Annotated in this window: 17 protein-coding genes; 13 read left to right on the top strand and 4 right to left on the bottom strand. The window is 63.5% G+C overall.

The window, feature by feature from the left end; all coding sequences use genetic code 11:
• Positions 1-64 precede the first annotated feature (64 nt).
• The 9 genes from DKB74_RS12480 (at position 65) to ccoS (ending at position 10,714) form a co-directional block, all read left to right on the top strand.
• Positions 65-2,818, top strand: a complete 2,754-nt coding sequence (locus DKB74_RS12480) for a M16 family metallopeptidase (protein WP_109808493.1) — start codon at positions 65-67, stop codon at positions 2,816-2,818.
• A 162-nt stretch (positions 2,819-2,980) separates the two neighbouring features.
• On the top strand, positions 2,981-4,645 hold the full coding sequence (ccoN, locus tag DKB74_RS12475) for a cytochrome-c oxidase, cbb3-type subunit I (protein ID WP_109808492.1): 1,665 nt from the start codon (positions 2,981-2,983) through the stop codon (positions 4,643-4,645).
• 11 nt (positions 4,646-4,656) lie between these two features.
• The gene (gene ccoO / locus DKB74_RS12470) at positions 4,657-5,391 is read left to right on the top strand and encodes a cytochrome-c oxidase, cbb3-type subunit II (protein ID WP_109808491.1); all 735 of its coding nucleotides are present in this window, start codon (positions 4,657-4,659) and stop codon (positions 5,389-5,391) included.
• Positions 5,388-5,549, top strand: coding sequence for a cbb3-type cytochrome oxidase subunit 3 (locus DKB74_RS12465; protein ID WP_109808490.1), 162 nt, complete (start codon positions 5,388-5,390; stop codon positions 5,547-5,549). Before ccoO ends, DKB74_RS12465 begins: the two co-directional genes overlap by 4 nt.
• Entirely contained in the window at positions 5,542-6,495 is a 954-nt protein-coding gene (ccoP, locus tag DKB74_RS12460) for a cytochrome-c oxidase, cbb3-type subunit III (protein WP_109808489.1), read from the top strand. Before DKB74_RS12465 ends, ccoP begins: the two co-directional genes overlap by 8 nt.
• Positions 6,479-7,957, top strand: a complete 1,479-nt coding sequence (ccoG, locus tag DKB74_RS12455) for a cytochrome c oxidase accessory protein CcoG (protein WP_109808488.1) — start codon at positions 6,479-6,481, stop codon at positions 7,955-7,957. The genes ccoP and ccoG overlap by 17 nt, the downstream gene beginning before the upstream one ends.
• Positions 7,954-8,415 (top strand): FixH family protein, encoded by a 462-nt coding sequence (locus DKB74_RS12450; protein WP_109808487.1) that lies wholly within the window; start codon positions 7,954-7,956, stop codon positions 8,413-8,415. The genes ccoG and DKB74_RS12450 overlap by 4 nt, the downstream gene beginning before the upstream one ends.
• Positions 8,412-10,544, top strand: a complete 2,133-nt coding sequence (locus DKB74_RS12445; protein WP_109808486.1) for a heavy metal translocating P-type ATPase — start codon at positions 8,412-8,414, stop codon at positions 10,542-10,544. The genes DKB74_RS12450 and DKB74_RS12445 overlap by 4 nt, the downstream gene beginning before the upstream one ends.
• Positions 10,541-10,714 carry a cbb3-type cytochrome oxidase assembly protein CcoS gene (gene ccoS / locus DKB74_RS12440; protein WP_109808485.1) on the top strand — a complete coding sequence of 58 codons (174 nt, stop codon included), beginning with the start codon at positions 10,541-10,543 and terminating at the stop codon, positions 10,712-10,714. The genes DKB74_RS12445 and ccoS overlap by 4 nt, the downstream gene beginning before the upstream one ends.
• 130 nt (positions 10,715-10,844) lie before the next feature.
• Here the strand turns inward: ccoS and DKB74_RS12435 are convergent, their stop codons facing one another.
• Complete coding sequence (locus tag DKB74_RS12435; RefSeq protein WP_109808484.1) at positions 10,845-11,516, bottom strand: OmpW/AlkL family protein; 672 nt, start codon at positions 11,514-11,516, stop codon at positions 10,845-10,847.
• A gap of 129 nt (positions 11,517-11,645) precedes the next feature.
• On the opposite strand from DKB74_RS12435, the gene hemN reads away from it, so the two are divergent.
• The 4 genes from hemN to DKB74_RS19015 all read left to right on the top strand — a co-directional run bounded on the left by hemN (position 11,646) and on the right by DKB74_RS19015 (position 14,442).
• A complete protein-coding gene (gene hemN, locus DKB74_RS12430; RefSeq protein ID WP_109808483.1) occupies positions 11,646-12,968 on the top strand; it encodes an oxygen-independent coproporphyrinogen III oxidase in 1,323 nt (440 codons plus the stop codon).
• A gap of 25 nt (positions 12,969-12,993) precedes the next feature.
• Positions 12,994-13,227 (top strand): hypothetical protein, encoded by a 234-nt coding sequence (locus DKB74_RS12425; protein ID WP_109808482.1) that lies wholly within the window; start codon positions 12,994-12,996, stop codon positions 13,225-13,227.
• A gap of 71 nt (positions 13,228-13,298) precedes the next feature.
• A complete protein-coding gene (locus tag DKB74_RS12420) occupies positions 13,299-13,967 on the top strand; it encodes a Crp/Fnr family transcriptional regulator (protein WP_239987499.1) in 669 nt (222 codons plus the stop codon).
• A 157-nt stretch (positions 13,968-14,124) separates the two neighbouring features.
• Positions 14,125-14,442, top strand: coding sequence for a hypothetical protein (locus DKB74_RS19015; RefSeq protein ID WP_239987498.1), 318 nt, complete (start codon positions 14,125-14,127; stop codon positions 14,440-14,442).
• A gap of 78 nt (positions 14,443-14,520) precedes the next feature.
• Here DKB74_RS19015 and DKB74_RS12410 read toward each other — a convergent pair whose 3' ends face one another.
• From DKB74_RS12410 to DKB74_RS12400, 3 genes are read right to left on the bottom strand one after another with little or no spacing between them, the layout of a single operon-like run.
• A complete protein-coding gene (locus DKB74_RS12410) occupies positions 14,521-15,654 on the bottom strand; it encodes a pectinesterase family protein (protein ID WP_109808479.1) in 1,134 nt (377 codons plus the stop codon).
• On the bottom strand, positions 15,651-16,748 hold the full coding sequence (locus tag DKB74_RS12405; RefSeq protein ID WP_239987497.1) for an alpha/beta hydrolase: 1,098 nt from the start codon (positions 16,746-16,748) through the stop codon (positions 15,651-15,653). The genes DKB74_RS12410 and DKB74_RS12405 overlap by 4 nt, the downstream gene beginning before the upstream one ends.
• 22 nt (positions 16,749-16,770) lie before the next feature.
• Positions 16,771-19,503 carry a TonB-dependent receptor gene (locus DKB74_RS12400; RefSeq protein WP_239987496.1) on the bottom strand — a complete coding sequence of 911 codons (2,733 nt, stop codon included), beginning with the start codon at positions 19,501-19,503 and terminating at the stop codon, positions 16,771-16,773.
• Positions 19,504-20,319 lie beyond the last annotated feature (816 nt).

Raw genomic sequence — 20,319 nt, 5'->3', positions numbered from 1 at the left:
GCCGGCGCAGCAGCCACTCTGCTGCGCCGGTTTTTTTGTACGTTTGCAAGGACATCGGACAGCCATGAAAATGATGACGCTATTGCTCGCCGGTGCGGCGGCGGTTCTGAGCCCGGCCGCATATGCCCAGTCCGCTCAGGACGCCGATGCCGCCCGCTCCGCCGCGCAGGACGCCGCCATCCCCTTTCAGCAATTCACGCTGCCCAACGGGCTGCGCGTCGTCGTGCACGAAGATCATTCGGTGCCCAAGGTGGCGGTCGCCGTCTGGTATCATGTGGGATCGATGAACGAGCCCGAGGGCAAGACCGGCTTCGCGCATCTGTTCGAACATCTGATGTTCAACGGATCGGAACATCGCGACGACGAATATATGCCGCCGCTTCAGGAAGTCGGCGTTTCCGGCGTCAACGGCGCCACGTCGCTCGACCAGACCTATTATTACGAGATCGTGCCCACCGGCGCGCTCGAACGCGTCCTGTGGCTGGAAAGCGACCGGATGGGCTATCTGCTCGGCGCGGTCAGCCAGGCAAAGCTCGATGAGCAGCGCGCCGTCGTCCAGAACGAAAAGCGCACGTATGAAAACCGCCCCTATGCGATGATGCCGGAGATGCAGGCGCACGGCCTGTTCCCGGTCAATCACCCCTATTATCACCAGACCATCGGTTCGATGGAGGATCTGGACGCTGCCTCGCTCGACGATGTCCGCGACTGGTTCCGCCGCTATTATGGCGCGACCAATGCCGTGGTCGCGCTGGCCGGCGACGTGACGGTCGATCAGGCGCGCGAGCTGATGACGCGATATTTCGGCAGCGTCCCGCCGGGCGAGCCGGTATCGCGCGTCGAAGCCTGGGTTCCGACGCTCGACCGCGTGAAATCGGAAACCGTGCAGGACAATGTGCCGCAAACTGCGATTTCGTGGAGCTGGCCGGTGCCCGGCGCCAACACCGATGACAATCCGGCGCTGCGCATGGCGTCGGCCATTCTCGGCCGCGGGCGGCTTTCGCGGCTGACTCAGGCGCTGGTGATCGACAATCCCTATGCCACCAATGTCGACGTCAGTTATCAGAGCGCGGCCATCGCCGGCATCTTCAGCATCGAAGTGCGGCTCAAGCCGGGCGTCGACGCCGAAACGGTGGAAGCGGTGATCCAGCGCGAGCTCGATCGCTTTCTCGCAAAGGGCCCCACCCCCGCCGAACTCGATCGCTACAAGAACATCTATTATGCCGACAATGTCCGCGCGCGCGAGATGCTGTTCGTTCGCGTAATGACGCTGGCGGGCGGGACGGTGTTTTCCGGCGATCCCGGCGCCTATGCCGAGGATGATACCGAATATGCCGCATTGACGACAGACGCCGTGCAACAGGCGGCGAACAGCTGGCTTGCGCGGCCCAACTATCGGCTGACGGTGACGCCGTTCGGCCAGTATCAGGCAGTTGCCGACGGCGCCGACCGCAGCCAGTTGCCGCCGCTGGGCGCGACGCCGCCGCTCGTCCTTCCCGAACGGCGCGAAGCGACGCTTTCCAACGGGATCCGCGTCGTCTTTTCGCACAAGACCGGTACGCCGACCGTCGAGCTGGTCGCATCGTTCGATGCCGGCGGCGCGGCGGATCAATCGGCCAAGCCGGGGCTGCAGGGCTTCATGCTCGGCATGATGAGCGACGGCACCGAAAGCCTGACCGGCAGCCAATTTGCCGAGCGCAGCGAAATGCTCGGCGCACGGCTCAATGCGTATGGCGATTCGGACACCAGCAATTTCGCGGCCTCGGCGCTGCTCCGCTCGCTCGACGACACCGTCGCGCTATGGGCGGACATGATCCGTCACCCCGGCTTCCGTGAAGAGGATCTGGAACGCGATCGCCAGAACGCGCTCAACGGCGTACGCCAGGCACAGGCCAATCCCGACAGCATCGCGGGCAGCGTCTATAATTATCTGCTTTATGGCCCCGATCACGCCTATGGCGCGCCGCTGGCCGGCCGCACGGACAATATCGCTTCGTACAGCCGCGAGGATGTCGAGCAGTTTCACGATGCATGGATCCGCCCGGACAATGGCGTGATCTATGCTGCTGGCGATGTCGATTTCGACATGCTGATCGCGACGCTGGAACGGAATTTCGGCGACTGGCAGGCACCGGCCACGCCGCTGGGCACCAAGACGCTGGAGCCGCTGACGGCGCAATCCGCGCCGCGCATCGTCCTGGTCGACAAGCCCGGCGCGATCCAGTCGGTGGTCCGTGTCGGCCAGATCATGCCCAACGGACTCGATCCGGCCAATTTCGATCTCGACGCGATGAACGGCGTGCTGGGCGGCGGCTTCACGGCGCGGCTCAACATGAACCTGCGCGAGGACAAGGGCTGGACCTATGGCGCCAGCAGCGGCATCGGCGGCGGTCGCGGGCCCCAGGTCTTCACCATCGCCACCAGCGTCCAGACCGACAAGACCGTCGAAGCGCTGGGCGAGATCCGCAAGGAACTGCACGGCATCACCGGCGAACGTCCGACCACCCCGGAAGAGCTCAACCTCTATGTCCGCGGGCAGGTGCTGACGCTGCCCGACCAGTTCGAAACCAGCAATGCGATGGTCGGCTATCTGCGCTATGTCGACCGCTTCGACCATCCCTATGAATGGATCACCACATTGCCCGATCGCTATGCGGCCCTGACGCCCGCGACGATCGGCGAAGCGGCAAAGGCGTTGCATCCCGACGCCATGACCTGGGTGATCGTCGGCGACCTTTCGAAGATCGAAACGGGCATCCGCGCGCTCGACCTGGGCAGTGTCGAAGTGTGGGACGCAGAGGGCAACCGGCTGCGCTGAAACCATGGAAAAGGGCCGCGCCGACTGAGTGAGTTCGCCATCGGCGCGGCCCGATATGATAGTTTCCCGGAGGGACCCGGAACATTGTTTTGACGTCGATCAAGAGCTAGCACCTGTCACACGGCCATAGGCCGGCTGACAGGGTTATTGATCGGGGTAGTTATGGAAAACACCGCAATCCGCGCCGGCGGATGGACACTGCTGGGGTTCGCCTGCCTTTTCGCTTCGGCGATGGCGGCGGATGCCCCTTTCGCTGTGCATATGGGGATATTCGCAATCGCCGCGCTGATCGCGGCATGGGTTTCCATCGGCCGGGTCGGCAGCGAGGAAAAACGCGCCTTCGCCGACAGCCGCCGCGACGTCTATTATGACGAAGTCATTCGCTGGGGCACGATCGCGACGGTTTTCTGGGGCGTGGTCGGGTTTCTGGTCGGCGTGTTCATCGCCGCGCAGCTGACCTTTCCCTGGCTCAACGTCGAGCCCTATCTCAATTTCGGTCGGCTGCGTCCGCTGCACACCTCGGCAGTGATTTTCGCATTCGGCGGCAATGCGCTGATCGCGACGAGCTTTTACATCGTCCAGCGCACCTGCCGCGCCAGCCTGTTCATGCCCGGCCTCGCCCGCTTCGTCTTCTGGGGCTATCAGCTGTTCATCGTGCTGGCCGCGACCGGCTATCTGATGGGCGTGACCGAGGGCAAGGAATATGCCGAGCCCGAATGGTATGTCGACATCTGGCTGACGATCGTCTGGGTCGCCTATCTGGTGGTTTTTGCCGGTACGATCTTCCGCCGCGCCGAACCGCATATCTATGTCGCCAACTGGTTCTATCTCGCGTTCATCATCACGATCGCGATGCTGCACCTGGTCAATAACCTGTCGATGCCGGTGTCGCTGCTCGGCTCCAAATCCTATGCCGCCTTTTCGGGGGTTCAGGACGCGCTGACGCAATGGTGGTACGGGCATAATGCGGTCGGTTTCTTCCTGACCGCCGGCTTCCTGGGCATGATGTATTATTTCGTGCCCAAACAGGCCGAACGCCCGGTCTACAGCTATCGCCTGTCGATCGTGCACTTCTGGTCGCTGATCTTCCTCTATATCTGGGCGGGTCCGCACCACCTTCACTATACCGCGCTGCCCGATTGGGCACAGACGCTCGGCATGGTCTTCTCGGTGATGCTGTGGATGCCCAGCTGGGGCGGCATGATCAACGGCCTGATGACGCTCAACGGCGCATGGGACAAGATCCGCACCGATCCGATCATCCGCATGATGGTGTTCGCGCTCGCCTTTTACGGCATGTCGACCTTCGAAGGCCCGATGATGTCGATCAAGGCAGTCAATTCGCTGTCGCACTATACCAACTGGACCATCGGCCACGTCCATTCCGGCGCGCTCGGCTGGAACGGCATGATCACCTTCGGCGCACTCTATTACATGGTGCCGCGCCTGTGGGGCCGCACGCGCCTCTATTCGCTGCGGATGGTCAACTGGCACTTCTGGTGCGCGACCTTGGGCATCGTTCTCTATGCCGCTTCGATGTGGGTTGCGGGCGTCACCCAGGGGCTGATGTGGCGCGAATATGGGGACAATGGCTATCTCGTCTATTCGTTCGCCGAAGTCGTGGCAGCACTCCACCCCTATTATCTGATCCGCTGGAGTGGTGGCCTGCTCTATCTCGCCGGCGCGCTGATCATGGTCTGGAACATCTGGATGACGATCGCCGGCAAGCTTCGTGACGAAGCCCCGCTGACCGACGCCGCGTTCGATCCTGCCAAGGATCGTCCGCTGCCGGCACCGGCCGCCGCCAATGTCGCCCCTGCCGAATAAGGATAACGATCATGGCCAAATGGGCAGAAAAGCATAAGAAGCTTGAGCGCAACGTGACCCTGCTCGGGGTGTGCGCACTCGTCACCGTCGCGATCGGCGGCATTGTGGAAATCGCACCGCTCTTCTGGATCCAGTCGACGGTCGCGCATGTCGAAGGCGTGCGGCCCTATACGCCGCTCGAGCTTGCCGGGCGCGACATCTATATCCGCGAAGGCTGCTATGGCTGTCACAGCCAGATGGTCCGCCCCTTCCCCGATGAAAAGGAACGCTATGGCCATTACAGCCTGGCGGCGGAAAGCATGTACGACCACCCGTTCCAATGGGGGTCGGAGCGGACCGGGCCGGATCTGGCGCGCGTCGGCGGGCGCTATTCGGATGAATGGCACGTCCAGCATCTGAAGAACCCGCAATCGGTCGTGCCCGAATCGATCATGCCGAAATATGGCTTCCTCGCGCGGACCGATCTCGACACCACCAAGCTTGGCGAACATCTTGCCGCGCTGCGTCGGGTCGGCGTCCCCTATAGCGACGAAGCGATTGCGAATGCCCAGGCCGATGCGATCGCGCAGGGCAGCGGCGAAGGCGATACCGCCGCCGTCGCTGCGCGCTATCCCAAGGCACAGTCGCGCGACTTTGACGGCGATCCGAGCCGCCTGACCGAAATGGACGCGCTGGTCGCCTATCTTCAGGGCCTGGGCACGCAGGTCGATTTCTCGACCGCGATTCCGCAGGAGGTGGCGCAATGAACTATCATCTGCTGCGCGAATTTGCCGACAGCTGGGCGCTGATCATCATGACCGGCCTGTTCCTGGCACTGATCGGCTGGGCCTTTCTGCCGCGTAACCGCGAGGCGAACCGCCGCGCCGCCCATAGCATTTTCGAAAACGAGAACGACAATGGCTGACAACAAGCGCATCGACGAACCGACCGGCACGCAGACCGTCGGTCACGAATGGGACGGCATCGAGGAACTCGACACGCCGATGCCGCGCTGGTGGCTGATCATCTTCTACGCCACGGTGGTATTCGCGATCGTCTATACGATCCTCTATCCCGCCTGGCCGATGATCGACCGCGCCACCGCCGGTGTGCTCGGCTGGTCCAGCCATGGCGAGCTGGAAAAGAAGCTGGCCGAACAGGAAGCGCAGCGCGCGCCGATCATGTCGGCGCTGTCGACCACTCCGGTCGAAAAACTGGTCGCCAGCCCGCAGCTGATGGACACCGCAGTCGAAGGCGGTCGTTCGGCGTTCAAGGTCTATTGCGTCCAGTGCCACGGATCGGGCGCGGCGGGCAGCAAGGGCTATCCCAACCTGAACGACGATGACTGGCTGTGGGGCGGCGACATCACCGCCATCCAGCAGACGCTGATGCACGGCATTCGCCAGCCGGGCGACGATCAGACCCGCATGTCGCAAATGCCTGCCTTCGGCCGCGACGGGCTGCTTTCTTCGAGCGAGATTCAGGACGTGGTTTCCTATGTCCGCTTCGCGTCGAAGCAGGAGCCGGCGAGCGAATCCGCGCAACGCGGGCGGGCGATCTTCGCCAATAACTGCGCCGTCTGCCACGGTGCCGATGCGAAGGGCGACCGGCAGTTCGGCGCACCGAACCTGACCGATGCCATCTGGCTCTATGGCGGCGACCGCAACACCATCACCGATACCGTGACCAATTCGCGCTACGGCATCATGCCTGCATGGGGCGGACGGCTCGATCCGGTGACGATCAAGATGCTGGCAGCCTATGTCCACTCGCTGGGCGGTGGCGAAGGCCTGCCGACCTCCGATGTCGGGGCGGAACCGGAAGCGGCTCCGGCACCTGACGAAAGCGCGGGCAATGTCATCGCCGAGTGACTTGACCGGAGCGGAGGAGAAGTTCTTCGAAGCGCGGAAAAAGGTTTTCCCGCGCAAGGTGGACGGCACGTTCCGCCGCCTGAAATGGGTCATCATGGCGGTGACGCTGACGATTTATTACGTCACGCCATGGCTGCGCTGGGATCGGGGGCCTTACGCCCCCGATCAGGCCGTGCTGATCGATCTGGCGAACCGCCGCTTCTACATGTTCTCGATCGAGATCTGGCCGAACGAATTCTATTATGTCGTCGGCCTGCTGGTCATGGCGGCAATCGGCCTGTTCCTCGTCACTTCGGCGGTCGGGCGTGCCTGGTGCGGCTATGCCTGCCCGCAGACCGTCTGGACCGACCTGTTCGTCCATGTCGAACGTCTGGTCGAGGGCGATCGCAACGCCCAGATCCGCCTCGACAAGGCGCCCTGGACCGCGAAGAAGATCGGCAAGCGGGCGCTGAAATACGCCATCTGGCTCTATATCGCGGCCGCCACCGGCGGCGCGTGGATCTGGTATTTCGCCGACGCACCGACGCTGTTCATGGATTTCATCCATGGTAGCGCGCCGTTCGCCGCCTATGCCGCGGTCGGCATCCTCACATTCACCACCTTCACGCTCGGCGGTTTCATGCGCGAGCAGGTGTGCATCTATATGTGCCCCTGGCCGCGCATCCAGGGCGCGATGATGGACGAGAAATCGCTCGGCGTTACCTATAAATACTGGCGCGGCGAACCGCGCACCCATGGTCTGAAACGTTCGCATGCCCAGCCGCTGACCGATCTCGCCAATGGCGAGAAAGTCGGCGACTGTATCGACTGCAATGCCTGTGTCGCGGTGTGCCCGACCGGCATCGACATTCGCGAAGGGCCGCAGATCGGCTGCATCACCTGTGGCCTGTGCATCGACGCCTGCGACGAGATCATGGAAAAGGTCGGCCGCGAGCCGAAGCTGATCGGCTATGCCACCGCTGCCGACGAAGCGCTGATCCGCGAAGGCAAGCCGACGGTTTCGGCAAAGAAGCGGCTGCTGCGCCCGCGCACGCTTATCTATTTCCTGCTATGGGCGGGCGTCGGGCTCGGCATGTTGTTCGTGCTCGGCAACCGCGACCGGATCGGGATCGATGTGCTTCAGACGCGCAATCCCATATGGGTCCGCCTTGCCGATGGCAGCATCCGCAACACCTATACCGTCAAGATCCGCAACATGGAGGCACGCCCGCGCACCGTCGAAATCCGTGTCGACGGCATCGACGGCGTGTTGTGGAACGAAGCGGGAAGCCGCGAACAGGCGACCCGGTCGGTCCGGCTGAAGGTTCCGGCGGACAAGGTGGCGAAGACCCAGATCTTCGTCGCCGCGCCCGGCAACGGCCCGAAGCGCACCGACGTCACCTTCACGGTCCGCGCGCTCGATCAGGATATGGCGAGCGCCACCGACCAGAGCTTCTTCGAACGCCCGGAGGCTAACCGATGATCAAGCGCTTTACCGGCTGGCACATGCTGGGAGTCATGTTCGTGATGTTCGGCGTGATCATTTCGGTCAACGTCATCATGGCGACCAGCGCGATCCGCGGATTTGGCGGCGTGACCGTCGAAAACCCCTATGTCGCCAGCCAGCATTATGACCAATGGATCGAAGCAGGGCGCAAACAGGCCGCGGCCGGGTGGAAAGCCGCACCGCTGGTCGCCAAGGACGGCACGCTGACCGTACTGCTTCAGCGTGCGGGCCAGGCGATAAGCGGCGCCAAGGTCGATGTGCGCGCGCGCCACCCCTTCGGCCACGCGCCCGAACGCAGCTTTGCGATGCACTGGGATGCGGCGCAGGGCAGCTATGTCACCGATCACAAGCTGCCCGAAGGGCGCTGGGAATTGCGCATTACCGCCGTTACAGCGGGGGACACTGCCTATTTCGACAATGAGGTCCGGATTTGAATGCGCCGGCGTCCGCCGAACAGCCCGAACCGCTGACGACATCGACCTTCGCTGTCGAGGGGATGCGCTGCGCCGGCTGCATCGCCAAGATCGAGCACGGCCTTGCCGCACAGCCCGATATTGCCAGCGCCCGCGTCAATTTCACCACGCGCCAGGTCAAGGTCGCGCATCTGGCCGACATCGATGCGGAAGCCGTTGCCGAACGCATCCGCGCGCTGGGATTCGAGGCGCATGAGGCGCAGGGCGAACGCCCCGCCGGGATCAGCGACGAAAGCCGCAAACTGGTGCTCGCACTGGCAGTCGCCGGCTTTGCCGCGATGAACGTCATGCTGTTGTCGGTGTCGGTCTGGTCGGGCGCCGACGGCGCGACGCGCGGCATGTTCCACTGGCTGTCGGCGCTGATCGCGCTGCCTGCCGCAGCCTATTCGGGACAGACATTCTTCAAAAGCGCATGGAGCGCGCTCAGGCGCGGGCGCACGAACATGGACGTGCCGATTTCGATCGGCGTCGTGCTGGCGCTCGGCCTTAGCGTGTACGAAACCGCCACCGGCGGCATTCACGCCTATTTCGACGGCGCGCTGATGCTGCTTTTCTTCCTGCTCGGCGGGCGGTTCCTCGACAGCGTGATGCGGCAAAAGGCGCAGGACGGGATCACTGCGCTGCTGCGCCGCCTGCCCAATGACGCGCTGGTTCTGGCCGGGGACGGCAGCACCAGCCGCCGCGCGATCGACGAACTGGCGCCGAAAATGACGCTGCTGGTCGCGGCGGGCGAACGGATCGCGGCGGACGGCATCGTCCTGTCGGGCGAAAGCGACATCGATCGCTCGCTCGTCACTGGCGAAAGCGATGCCGAGCCGGTGCGCGAGGGCAGCGAAGTGCTGGCCGGAACGATCAACCTGTCGGCGCCGCTGACGGTGAAGATCACCAGTGTCGGTAACGAAACCACCATCGCCGAGATCGCGCGGCTGATGGAAAGCGCGGGTCAGGGCAAGTCGCGCTATACCCGCATCGCCGATCGCGCGGCGCGGCTTTATGCCCCCGCCGTCCATTCGCTCGCGCTGCTCACCTTTGCCGGCTGGCTGATCGCGGGCATGGGGCTGCACGCCTCGATCACCACGGCGATTGCGGTACTGATCATCACCTGCCCGTGCGCGCTGGGGCTTGCCGTACCGATTTCGCAGGTGGTCGTCACCGGCGCGATGATGCGCAAGGGGATCATGGTCAAGGATGGCTCGGGGCTCGAACGCCTCGCACGCGCCGACATGGCGCTGTTCGACAAGACCGGGACGATCACCATCGGACGCCCGCTCGTCACCTCGGGCCTGCCCGAAGACATGGCGGAACGCAGCGCGCTGCTGGCGCTCGCGCGGGCGAGCAACCACCCCGCCTCACGCGCGATCGTCTGCACCCTGGGCGACAGTATCGAAGCGGCGGAAGCGCGCGACCTGCAGGAAGTGCCCGGCAAGGGCGTACGCGGCGTGATCGACGGTCGGCAGGCAATGCTCGGGCACCCCGACTGGGTCGGCGCCGCAGCGCGTGACGGCTCGCACACTGCGTTCCGGCTGGGCGACGGCGCGATCCACGCTATCGCTATCGAGGATCGGGCGCGCACCGATGCGCCGGCAGCGATTGCCCGCATGCAGCAGATGGGCATCGGCTGCACCATGGTGTCGGGCGATGCGCCGGATCCGGTGGCACGACTCGCCGCGCAGCTCGGCATCGAAGGCAAGGCGCGGCTGCGCCCCGAGGACAAGGTTGCTGCGATCCGCGAACGCGAAGAGGCCGGGCATCATGTCCTGATGATCGGCGATGGACTTAATGACGGCCCTGCCCTGCGCGCCGCATCCGTGTCGATGGCGCCCTCCAGCGCGACCGATGTCGGACGCCAGGCCGCCGATATCGTCTTTCTGGGCGACGGGTTGATGCCGGTGCCGATCGCGATTGCCGCCGCGCGGCGGACGATGGCGGTGGTGAAGCAGAATTTCGCGCTCGCAGTGATCTACAATGCGTTTGCCGTCCCGCTGGCAATTGCAGGGTTCGTCACCCCGCTGATCGCCGCCGCCGCCATGTCGGGATCGTCGCTGGTCGTCGTCGCCAATGCGCTGCGCCTGCGCGGAGCGGCGCGGTGAACGGCCTCGTCATCCTGATCCCGATTGCGCTGTTGCTCGGCGGGATAGGCGTTGCCGCCTTTTTCTGGGCAGCCAGAAGCGGCCAGTTCGACGATCTCGACGGCGCGGCGATGCGCATATTGATCGACGAGGATCGCCCGGACCAGAGCCGGACCGATCGCGACGCCTGAGCCCCGGCTTCACCGAAACGCGACGCCGCCCTCCCCGCCCGCTTCACCTGCAGCAGACAAAAAAAGTGGGCCGGTTTGCACCGGCCCTGAGGGGAGAGATGGTGACGCGGGGGACCGCCCCCCGCAAAGTTCAAAGGCGGATGCCGAAACCGATGCCGAACACCAGCGGATTGAGGTCGATATCGACATTCTGCATGCCGGCAGCCGTGGTATTGATGTGCGCGGTGGTATCCATGTCGATATATTTGACGTCGAGGTTCATGAAGACCTTCGGCGTGATATCGATGTCGATACCCACCTGCGCGGCCCAGCCGAAGCTGTCGTCCATCTTGACCGAGGTCGGTCCGACGGCGCTTTCGAGGGCCGGCGTTGCTTCTTCGTTCCAGAAGATGGTGTAGTTGATGCCCGCACCGATATAGGGACGGATCGCACCCTTCGGATTGAAGTGATATTGCGCGGTCAGCGTCGGCGGCAGCACCCAGGTCTTGGCGAGTTCGCCCACCGAACCGGTCGTGCCGGTAACGCCCGAGGCGGTGTGCTTGGTGGTCGACGCGATCAGTTCGAAACCGATATTGTCGGTCGCCATATAGGTGAAGTCGATTTCCGGCATGACGGCATTGTTCACCGAAACGCCCTCGCCCGGAAATGCCGGAAGAATGCTCCCCGAATCTTCATTGGGAGCCACTACGATGCCGCGAACGCGCAACAGCACGTCTCCGGCACCGATGCCCTGATCCTGCGCGGCGGCAGGTGCGGCGAACATCGTAGCCGCCAGCAGCGAAACCGGAATCAACCCTTTCATTTCGTATCTCCGTATCAAGTCGGTGAGGAGCCTTTGAACCCCAGCTGAACCAGCGGCCTTGAGACTGCTCAAATTCCAGCTTGACCGGCGTCAAACGCCTCGCGCGCGTGTCCCATTAGGGAAGCGGGCATGTGGAGCTATCACCCCGAATTGCTGGCGACGCCCGTACCGCGTTACACGAGCTTTCCGACTGCGGCGGAGTTCGGCGACTCGGTCGGCCCCGCCGATCTTGCAAGCACGCTGGCCGCAGTCGATATCGACGCGCCGCTCTCGCTCTATCTGCACATCCCCTATTGCCATGAGGTCTGCTGGTATTGCGGATGCAATACCGGTGCGGCCAACCGTTCGGGACGGCTTGCCGCCTATGTCCATCGGCTGGGCGAGGAAATCGACCTGATCGCGCATCATTTGCGCGGGCATGGCCGGGTCGCGCGTGTCGCGTTCGGCGGCGGCAGCCCCAATGCGCTGTCGCCCGAACAGTTCGAATCGCTTGCGGGGCGGGTTCGCGATGCCTTTGCATGCCGCGATGCAGTGCTTTCGGTCGAGCTCGATCCGCGCGGTTTCGACGCGCCCTGGGCAGAAGCGATGTGGCGTCAGGGCGCTACCCGCGCCAGTCTGGGCGTGCAGACCTTCTCGCCCGAAATTCAGGCCGCGATCGGCCGGGTCCAGCCCGCCGAACATATTGCCCGCACCGTGTCGCTGCTGCGCGGCGCGGGCGTCGATTCGCTCAATTTCGATCTCATGTACGGCCTGCCCGGACAATCGGCGGCGCTGCTGCGCGATTCGATCGAACAGGCGATCGAACTGCAACCGGAACGGCTGGCGGTGTTCGGCTATGCGCATGTGCCCCACCTTCTGCCGCGCCAGCGCCAGATCGATGCCAGCGCCCTGCCCGACGCGCGGACGCGTTTCGATCAGGCCATCCTGTCGCACGCGCTGCTTACGCAGGCGGGGTATGAGGCGGTCGGTTTCGATCATTTCGCGCTGCCCCATGACGCGCTTGCCGTCGCATCCCGCAACGGCACGCTGCGCCGCAATTTCCAGGGCTTTACCGAGGACCCGTCCGACATATTGATCGGCCTGGGCGCGTCGGCGATCAGCGCCTTTCCCGGCGCGCTGTTGCAGAACGAGAAAAATGCCGGTCGCTGGCATCTGCGTATCGGCAACGGAACGCTGGCGACGACGCGCGGCCTCCACCGCGGCACGCTCGACCGGCTGCGCGGGGTTGCGATCGAAAAGCTGCTGTGCGTCGGTTCGGCCGACCTCGCCGCCCTCCCCGATCTCGCCGAGATTCGCGACCGGCTGACGCCCTTTGCCGAACGCGGCCTGATCGCGTGGGAAGGTGCAAGGTTGACGCTGGCGCCCGAATCGCTTCCTTATGCGCGCACTGTGGCAGCGACACTCGATCCCTATCGACACAATAGCGGCGTGCGGTTCAGCAATGCTGTCTGAGCACCGCTGGGCCGGAAGGACTGCATTGGCGGCCGCCGCGATGACGTCGGTCCTGCCACTGCTTTCGGCATTCCCGGCTCAGGCCGGAGCACGCACCATAAGCGTCTCGATTTGCGGGATGAATGGCACGATCGGCACGATCCAGATCCCGATCCGGGGGAAGGGCGAGCGGCGTTCCGATTGCGCGGGGGGCTGTCACGCCGCCTGCATGCGCTGCGCCTGGGAAGACAGCGACGAGGACGATCCGGAAGATCGCTGATTTACATCCGGGGGCAGGCGGGCGATATGCGCCTTATGCCTAGTCTGCCTTCCCGTTGTGCCGAGTGTCTGGTGCGCGATACGTCCCTGTGCAGTGCGATGCGCGATGACGAGCTTCATGCATTGAGCGACATCGCCCGCCGCAAGACCTTTCCGGCGGGTCAGGTCGTTACCTGGTCGGGCGATCCCAATTCGCTCTGCGCCAATATCGTTTCCGGCGCAGTGAAGGTCACCGCATCGACACCCGATGGCCGCGAACAGATTGTCGGCCTTCTCTATCCGGGCGATTTCGTCGGCCAGCCCTTTGCGCAGGATGCGCCGCTGACGATCACGGCGGTCGGCGAAACCGATCTCTGCCTGTTCCCGCGCGGTCCGTTCGAACGCACGCTCGACGAACATCGCGCGATGGAACGCAAGCTGCTCGAACGGACGATGGAATCGCTTACCGACGCGCAAAATCGCATTCTCGCACTCGGCAGAAAGAACGCGGTCGAACGCATCGCCAGCTTCCTGCTCGAAGTGTCGGAACGCATGGGCAGCGACGAAGACGATAGCGCCAGCGAAATCGCCTTGCCGATCAGCCGTGGCGAAATGGCCGATTATCTCGGCCTCACGATCGAAACCGTCAGCCGACAACTCACCCGGCTGCGAAAAGACGGTGTGATTGCGTTGGAGAAAGGCGATCGTTCCTGCACGATCCTTTCTCGCGAGCGGCTTGCGGCGATTGCCGATCCGGATTGACCGGCAGCCGCTGGCCCCTCGCCAATAAAGATTCCTTGTACGCGATGGCACGGCGACATCCGTCGAAGAAGCAGCGCAGCATATAGGCCAGATCGTTCTGGCTGCCGGTGGAGCGATCGCACACCCGGTCCCACATGATGTCGATCAGATCCTCACCATGGACGGCATCCATGCTGTGCATGTTGCGCAGGCGGCGCAATTCCTGTTCGGTCGGCCGTTCGGAATCGGGCATGGCGGCGAAAAGCGCTTCGGCACGGGGGAAATGTTCGTCAACGACGCGGTCGACCCGTTCGGCCAGCCTGCGCACTTTGGCCGGCGTCGGCAATCCCGGCAACGCATCGGCGACACGCTCCAGATCATGGCACAGCGCCTCCTGCACCTGATGATCGATGTCGATATCGGCTGGGGAAATCCAGAACGGACCGGACGAGGGCATCACGAATACTCCGGGCAGTTTGCCATGGCACCGGAATAATCCGCCCCGGGTCAGCATGGTTTGACCCGAGTCAAAATCGCGCAATTGAACAGGCGACACGTGTGTCGCCTGCGATATTCAGCGCGACCAGCCCTCGAAGAGTCTGGCGCGGATCTGATCGATCGACATGTCGGGGCGCCAGGTGATGCCGATGTCGCGATGCCGCGCGCCCGGGCCGTGCGAACCGCTTTCGTAAAAGCGCGAATCCTGTGGCTGGAAAATATCGGTCTTTGTGCCGTCGCGCGCGGTTCCAGGCATGCTCGCCCAGTGATCGGGATGGATATGCGCGTCCATATAGCAGTCGATGAACATCGCCTGCCCGACGGCATCGGGATCGGCATAGCGGCCATCGGGGAAGCGCGTGGTCGGGTGCCATGGCCGCGCCAGCGCCACGCTGGCGTCCGGGACGCCGGCTTCGCGCGTCAGCCGGGAATGATGGACCACCAGCCCGATCGCCTGCTGGATCGGCGTGGAGGGGGCGAGCAGGAAGGATTGGAAGCCATGGTCATTGTCCTCGCCCGCACGGCGGCGCGTACGCAGCTCGCTATCCTCGATCAGCAACTGGCCGTTGCCGAAGATGAAATCGACATTCCCCGCGATCAGGCCATTGTGGAAATAGGCGCGTGCGCCATTGGCGAAGATCGTGTCCTGATAGCCGAGCAGCGCCACATCCTCGAACGCGACGCGGTCGCTGTGAATGTCGAGCAGCACAGCCAGCGCCTGTGAATTGCCGATCTTGCGCGGATCATCGCCGGGTAACGCGTCGTTGGCGAGGTAGTCGAAGGTGTTTTCGATCGTCATCGCGCGCACATCGATCCGGTCGCCGTCGAGCGTCAGGGTCGCCGATCCCGCGGTCCCCCAATTGTTGCGGTGATATTTGCCGGCATTTTCGGCGACAAGGTCATGGTGCAGCCGCGTTGCGTCGCGCCCGGCCCCGGTCAGCGTCAGATTGCCGCGCCGTATCTCGACCCGCTCATTGAAATCGCCCGCACCGACGCGAATCGTCACCGGCACCGTTTCGGGCGTCGCCGCGGCAGCATCGACGGCACCCTGCACCGTTTCGAAGCAGCGCGGCGCCGCATCGCATTGCTTGCGGACTTCGAAGGTCAGCATCCGGTCCGGCGCCGCAACGCCGCCGGGCGCTACGCCCGAATCGGCGGTGCACGCGGTCAGCGCCAGTGCGGCGGCCAGTGTGGCGAGGATCGGTTTCATTGCGTGTCTCCGGTCGCGCGGACACAGGGGCGGGCCGCCGCGACATCCTGGCGCTGCAGAAAGCCGTCGATCGCATCGGCGACCTGACCGGCATAGGGTTCGAACAGCCAGAAAGTGTGCGGCTGTCCGGCAAAGTGTATTTCGGCATTGGCGATGCCCCAGCGATCGAGCGCGGGCTGCACCGCATCCCATCCCGCCGTGAAGCGCGCGGCTTCGCCGCTGATCACCAGTGTCGGCGGAGCGGCGGGACTGAGATGCGTCGCCGCGCTTGCTTCGCGCCAGCGGTCGGGGATCTGTTCCCATGACCCGCCAAGCCACTTCGCAGCAGGCGAATCGACGCCCGCGCGGTTTTCGTTGGCAAGCGCAAGCGGCGTCGTGAAATCGAGCACGCCGTCGATATCGATCAGTGCGCTGATCGCCGGGGCCGCGTTCCCGTCAGCGGAAAATAGCGGCGTACCGCAGCTATAGGCGAGCAATGCCGCCATCTGCCCACCCGAAGATTCGCCGCCGATCGCGATCCGTGCCGCGTCGATGCCCAGCATGGCGGCATTGTCGCGCAGCCAGCCGATCGCGGCGTTGATGTCGGTCAGCCCGGCAGGATAGGCGGCTTGCGGCGCCAGCCGAAAAGCGGGCAGCGCCACCGCATAGCCCGCACGCGACAGATGGTCGGCGATCGCATAGAAATTGGACTTGTCGCCCGATCGCCACGCGCCGCCATGGACCAGCACGATCGTTTGCGCGGGCTTCGCGGAAGCCGCAGGCAGGAACAGGTCGAGATGGAGTTCGCGCCCGTCGACTTCGCGATAGCGCCGTTCGAACAACAAGCGCCGCCCGTCGGACAGCGCGACCTCGGGAAGGCGATAATCGGGATGCTCGGCGCGGTTCTGCGCAAAGCGGCTCGAGATGGTGTAGGACAGGTCGAACGGCACCGTTCCGGTGTGAGAAGCGCTGGCCGAAACGCTGGCGGGCGCTTGTGCCGCCTCCGGCGTGGCGCAGGCCGTGACCAGCAGGCCGAGCGCCAGCCCCACGGCCCCGCGCCAGCCGAGGCGGCGAACGCGCGGGGAGCGCGGTGCGGCGACGGGCGCTTCCCGCACAGGAAAGCGCCCGATCACAGGATCAATAGGTGAAGCGCAGGCCAACGAACCACTGCGCGCCGGTGCGGCTATATTCGCGGAACAGGTACTGATCGCCCTGGCCCGTGCCATAGATGACTTCCTTCTCGTTGGTGATGTTGATGCCTTCCAGCGTCAGCGTAAATTGATCGGTGAGGTTGTAGAAGGCCGAGAAGTCGACATGCGTCGGGCCATATTTGCGTTCCTGCACATGGCCGTTGCCGCCGGGTTGCGACAGCAGATAATCGTCACGCTTGTTCACCGAAACGCGCGCGCCGAAATCGCTGTGATCATAATATACCGTGGCGTTGTACGAATTGGGCGAAAGCCCGGTCGAATCGCGCGCCGACACATGGGTGTAGTTTGCCGCGATACCGAAATATTGCAGCGCGCCGGGCAGGAAGGTGAAGGGCTGGTTCAGCGTGACTTCGACGCCCTTGACCGAGTTTCCGTCCTCGTTGTTGACGGGGATCGAGAAGGTGTAGGGCACCACTGCCGGATCGGCATTGTAGGACGGATCATATTGCGGATCGGCATAGATTGCCGGCCAATAGACCGGGTCGATCATCTGGGTGATGATCTGGGTATTCAGCGACCGGACGATATCCTTGTTGAAATATCCGACCGCGATCAGACCACCGCCCGGCGTGTACCATTCGAGCGAGAAATCGAGATCGTTCGATTCATACGGCTTCAGATTGGGGTTGCCGATATTGCTGACCGTGCGGGTGGTATAACCGAATTGCGGACCGGCGATATTGAGCGAGCCCAGGCTGGGCCGCGTCATGCTGCGGGCATAGGCGGCGCGGGCGATGATTGACGGCGTGATGTTCAGCGCCAGGTTCGCCGACGGCAGCCAGTTGTCATAATCATTGGTCACCTTGACCGGCGTACCGCTGACCACCGCGCTCGAACGAACCATCGTCTTCACATAGCGGACGCCCGCGTCATAGCGCAGTTCCATGCCGCCGATATCGACGCTGCCCAGCACTTCGATATAGCCGGCTGCGGTGCGCTCACCCACATCCCATCCGGCGCCGACATTGTCAGTGAAGCCCGGCGTGAGGACGGTCGAATCGATCTTGTCGAAATCGATTACGGCGAACGGCACCAGCCCGGGCGAGCCGATCCCGTTTCCGAAGGTCGAGATCGGGAAGGGGCGCAGATAATTTTGCGGCGCGAAGTCGGCGGCGGAGCCCGATGCCTCGCGATAGCGGACGGTGCGATCGCTGAACGCGCCGCCGGCAAGGATCGTGGCGCGGCCCATTTCAAAGGACAAATTGCCCTTTGCGGTCACATTCTCCTTATCGACATCGTTGGTGCGATGCGCCGCAGTCGTCGCATTGATAAAGCTGTTGGGATCGTTGGGATCGAACGAGCCGTAATCGACCGCAGCAACCAGCGGGTTGTCGCGGAAATCATAGGCATAATAATGCGGGTTCGACCGCGCATAGAAGCGCAGCTCATAGCGATCGGCGCTGTCGCGCGCCCAGCCGACCATGGCATCGCCCTTCAGCCGGTCGGTAAACTGGAAATCGGTCGACAACACGACCTGGTTGAACTTCGACTTCGACGTCTGGTGACGGCTTTCATACCAGGAAGTGACGTCGTCGAACTTGGCGGCGACGATCTGGCGTCCATCGGGGCCGACCACGAATTCGAGCGGCGTCTGGCCGGTATAATTGCCCGGATCGCCATGGGTCAGCAGCCACTCCATCGAGTTGTAGCTGTAGCGATCATTGTCGAGCTCCGAATGCAGCACGTCGAGAGTCACTTCAAAGCTGTCGCTCGGCTTGAACTGGATCGATCCGGCAAGGCCGATACGTTCCTGATCATTGCCGAAATAATCGGCACGCGGCAGGCGCGGCGCCCACAGACAGTCGAGCGGATCGGTCGCACCACAGCTGCCGTCGACCGTTCCGATCACGGTCGGATTGGTGTCCGCCCAGGAATCGCCATTGGCATAGGGCGAGGTCCAGCGCACCGTGCCAAAGCCCGATTGCTGTACCGTGCGCTTGGAATAGGCCGCGGACAGCAGCACGCCAAGGGTGCCGTCGGCAAAGGTATCGCTGACCAGCGCGGTGAAGCGCGGATCGACCTTTTCGGTCTGCGAATTATAGCCCGCCTGCGCCGACATCACGATCACCGGCTTGTCGTAATCAAGCGGCTTGGCCGAATAGAGATCGACGGTGCCGGCGATGCCGCCCTCTTCGATCGATGCGCGCTGCGACTTCTGGACGTCGATGCGCGTGAACAATTCCGACGCGAACAGGTGGAAGTCGAATGCGCGTCCGGCATTGAGCGTGAAGCCGCCCGAATCGAGGCCGTCGCTCGACGCGGGAACTTCCATGCCGTTCAGCGTGGTGCGCGTGAAATCGGGCGCGAAGCCGCGCAGCGTGATGTTGCGGCCCTCGCCGCCTTCGCGCGATACGGCGACGCCCGGAATGCGCTGCAGCGTTTCGGCGACGTTCAGATCGGGCAGCTTGGCGATATCTTCCGCCACGATGCTTTCGATGACGTTCGGCGCGTTGCGCTTGTTATCCTGCCCTTCCTCCAGCGAGGCGCGGAAACCGGTGACGACAATCTCTTCATACTGGCTGTCGTCCTGCGCAGCATCCTGCGCATTGCCGGCCTGTTGGGCATAGGCGCTGCCTATGGCGAGCACGGCAACCGATGCCGTCAATAACGAACGAATCCCCACCCGCATGGCGCGGGCCCCCTTCTGCACTTCAGACATGACCTTCTCCCGTTCGATCGACATGTAACCGGCGCGGTCGATTTCGAAACCGGCACTTTGCAGCGCGAGCTTCGAAAGCTGTGACACCGGTATCAACAACAGTCGAAATCTATGATGCAATGTGGGCGCACCTGCGTTGCAGGCTACACCCGTCAGCGATTCTGATTTTTTCAAGAATTTGCCGAAAAACGGCCACTCGCACTGATGGCGCGCTGATTCCTATTGCGACCTCCCCCGTTCCGCCAATTTGCCCGATCGCCCCCGGCGAAAACGGACAGCGGCGAATTACTTCGCCAGACAGCCGGTTCCCGTCTTCAGGTAACCGGTGTCAACACTTTTAATATACAGACTCGTGGCGCTGTCAATATCGTTTGCTTATCGCCTGAAAGCGTGCCCTTCCGGGGGTGCCAACGGCGTCCTGCATGCAGCGTTCGGCCAAGCCGGCGGGGATTTCACGACATCCGGATGCGGGCCGGCGACGCTGCCGCTCCGGTAACTCGGCGATGCCCCCGCCTCCCGCCCTCCTCGCGGATTGCGTCCCCAATGGGACCAAGGCCGGGATCCGTCGCCTCGCTTGCGGACGCGCGCGGGCTGAAAAATGAGTCCGCTACGCCCCTTCGGCGCCTGCCCCACAAAGCCCGATAGCGATTGAATAGAACAGTCCGCCTGCTATTTCACCCAGGCTGCTTTTGTAAGGTATCCAAATTGAAGAGACTTTTCAGCGCGCGCAACCTGCGTGATGCCACGACATGGTGGTCGATCGGCGGCATCGCGCTGGGTATCGGATTTTTCCTCGTCACCGCCGCCATCACCTTT

Source organism: Stakelama portus (assembly GCF_003171655.1).
Lineage (GTDB): Bacteria > Pseudomonadota > Alphaproteobacteria > Sphingomonadales > Sphingomonadaceae > Sphingomonas > Sphingomonas portus.
This window is presented reverse-complemented; position numbering and strand designations above follow the sequence as displayed.

Excerpts from the sequence above, each read along its gene's own strand:
- ccoP (WP_109808489.1), top strand. The coding sequence starts at position 5,542 with ATGGCTGACAACAAGCGCATCGACGAACCGACCGGCACGCAGACCGTC.
- ccoO (WP_109808491.1), top strand. The coding sequence starts at position 4,657 with ATGGCCAAATGGGCAGAAAAGCATAAGAAGCTTGAGCGCAACGTGACC.
- DKB74_RS12435 (WP_109808484.1), bottom strand. The coding sequence starts at position 11,516 with ATGAAAGGGTTGATTCCGGTTTCGCTGCTGGCGGCTACGATGTTCGCC.
- ccoN (WP_109808492.1), top strand. The coding sequence starts at position 2,981 with ATGGAAAACACCGCAATCCGCGCCGGCGGATGGACACTGCTGGGGTTC.
- DKB74_RS19015 (WP_239987498.1), top strand. The coding sequence starts at position 14,125 with ATGGACGGCATCCATGCTGTGCATGTTGCGCAGGCGGCGCAATTCCTG.
- DKB74_RS12400 (WP_239987496.1), bottom strand. The coding sequence starts at position 19,503 with ATGTCTGAAGTGCAGAAGGGGGCCCGCGCCATGCGGGTGGGGATTCGT.
- ccoG (WP_109808488.1), top strand. The coding sequence starts at position 6,479 with ATGTCATCGCCGAGTGACTTGACCGGAGCGGAGGAGAAGTTCTTCGAA.
- hemN (WP_109808483.1), top strand. The coding sequence starts at position 11,646 with ATGTGGAGCTATCACCCCGAATTGCTGGCGACGCCCGTACCGCGTTAC.
- DKB74_RS12465 (WP_109808490.1), top strand. The coding sequence starts at position 5,388 with ATGAACTATCATCTGCTGCGCGAATTTGCCGACAGCTGGGCGCTGATC.
- DKB74_RS12480 (WP_109808493.1), top strand. The coding sequence starts at position 65 with ATGAAAATGATGACGCTATTGCTCGCCGGTGCGGCGGCGGTTCTGAGC.
- DKB74_RS12410 (WP_109808479.1), bottom strand. The coding sequence starts at position 15,654 with ATGAAACCGATCCTCGCCACACTGGCCGCCGCACTGGCGCTGACCGCG.
- DKB74_RS12450 (WP_109808487.1), top strand. The coding sequence starts at position 7,954 with ATGATCAAGCGCTTTACCGGCTGGCACATGCTGGGAGTCATGTTCGTG.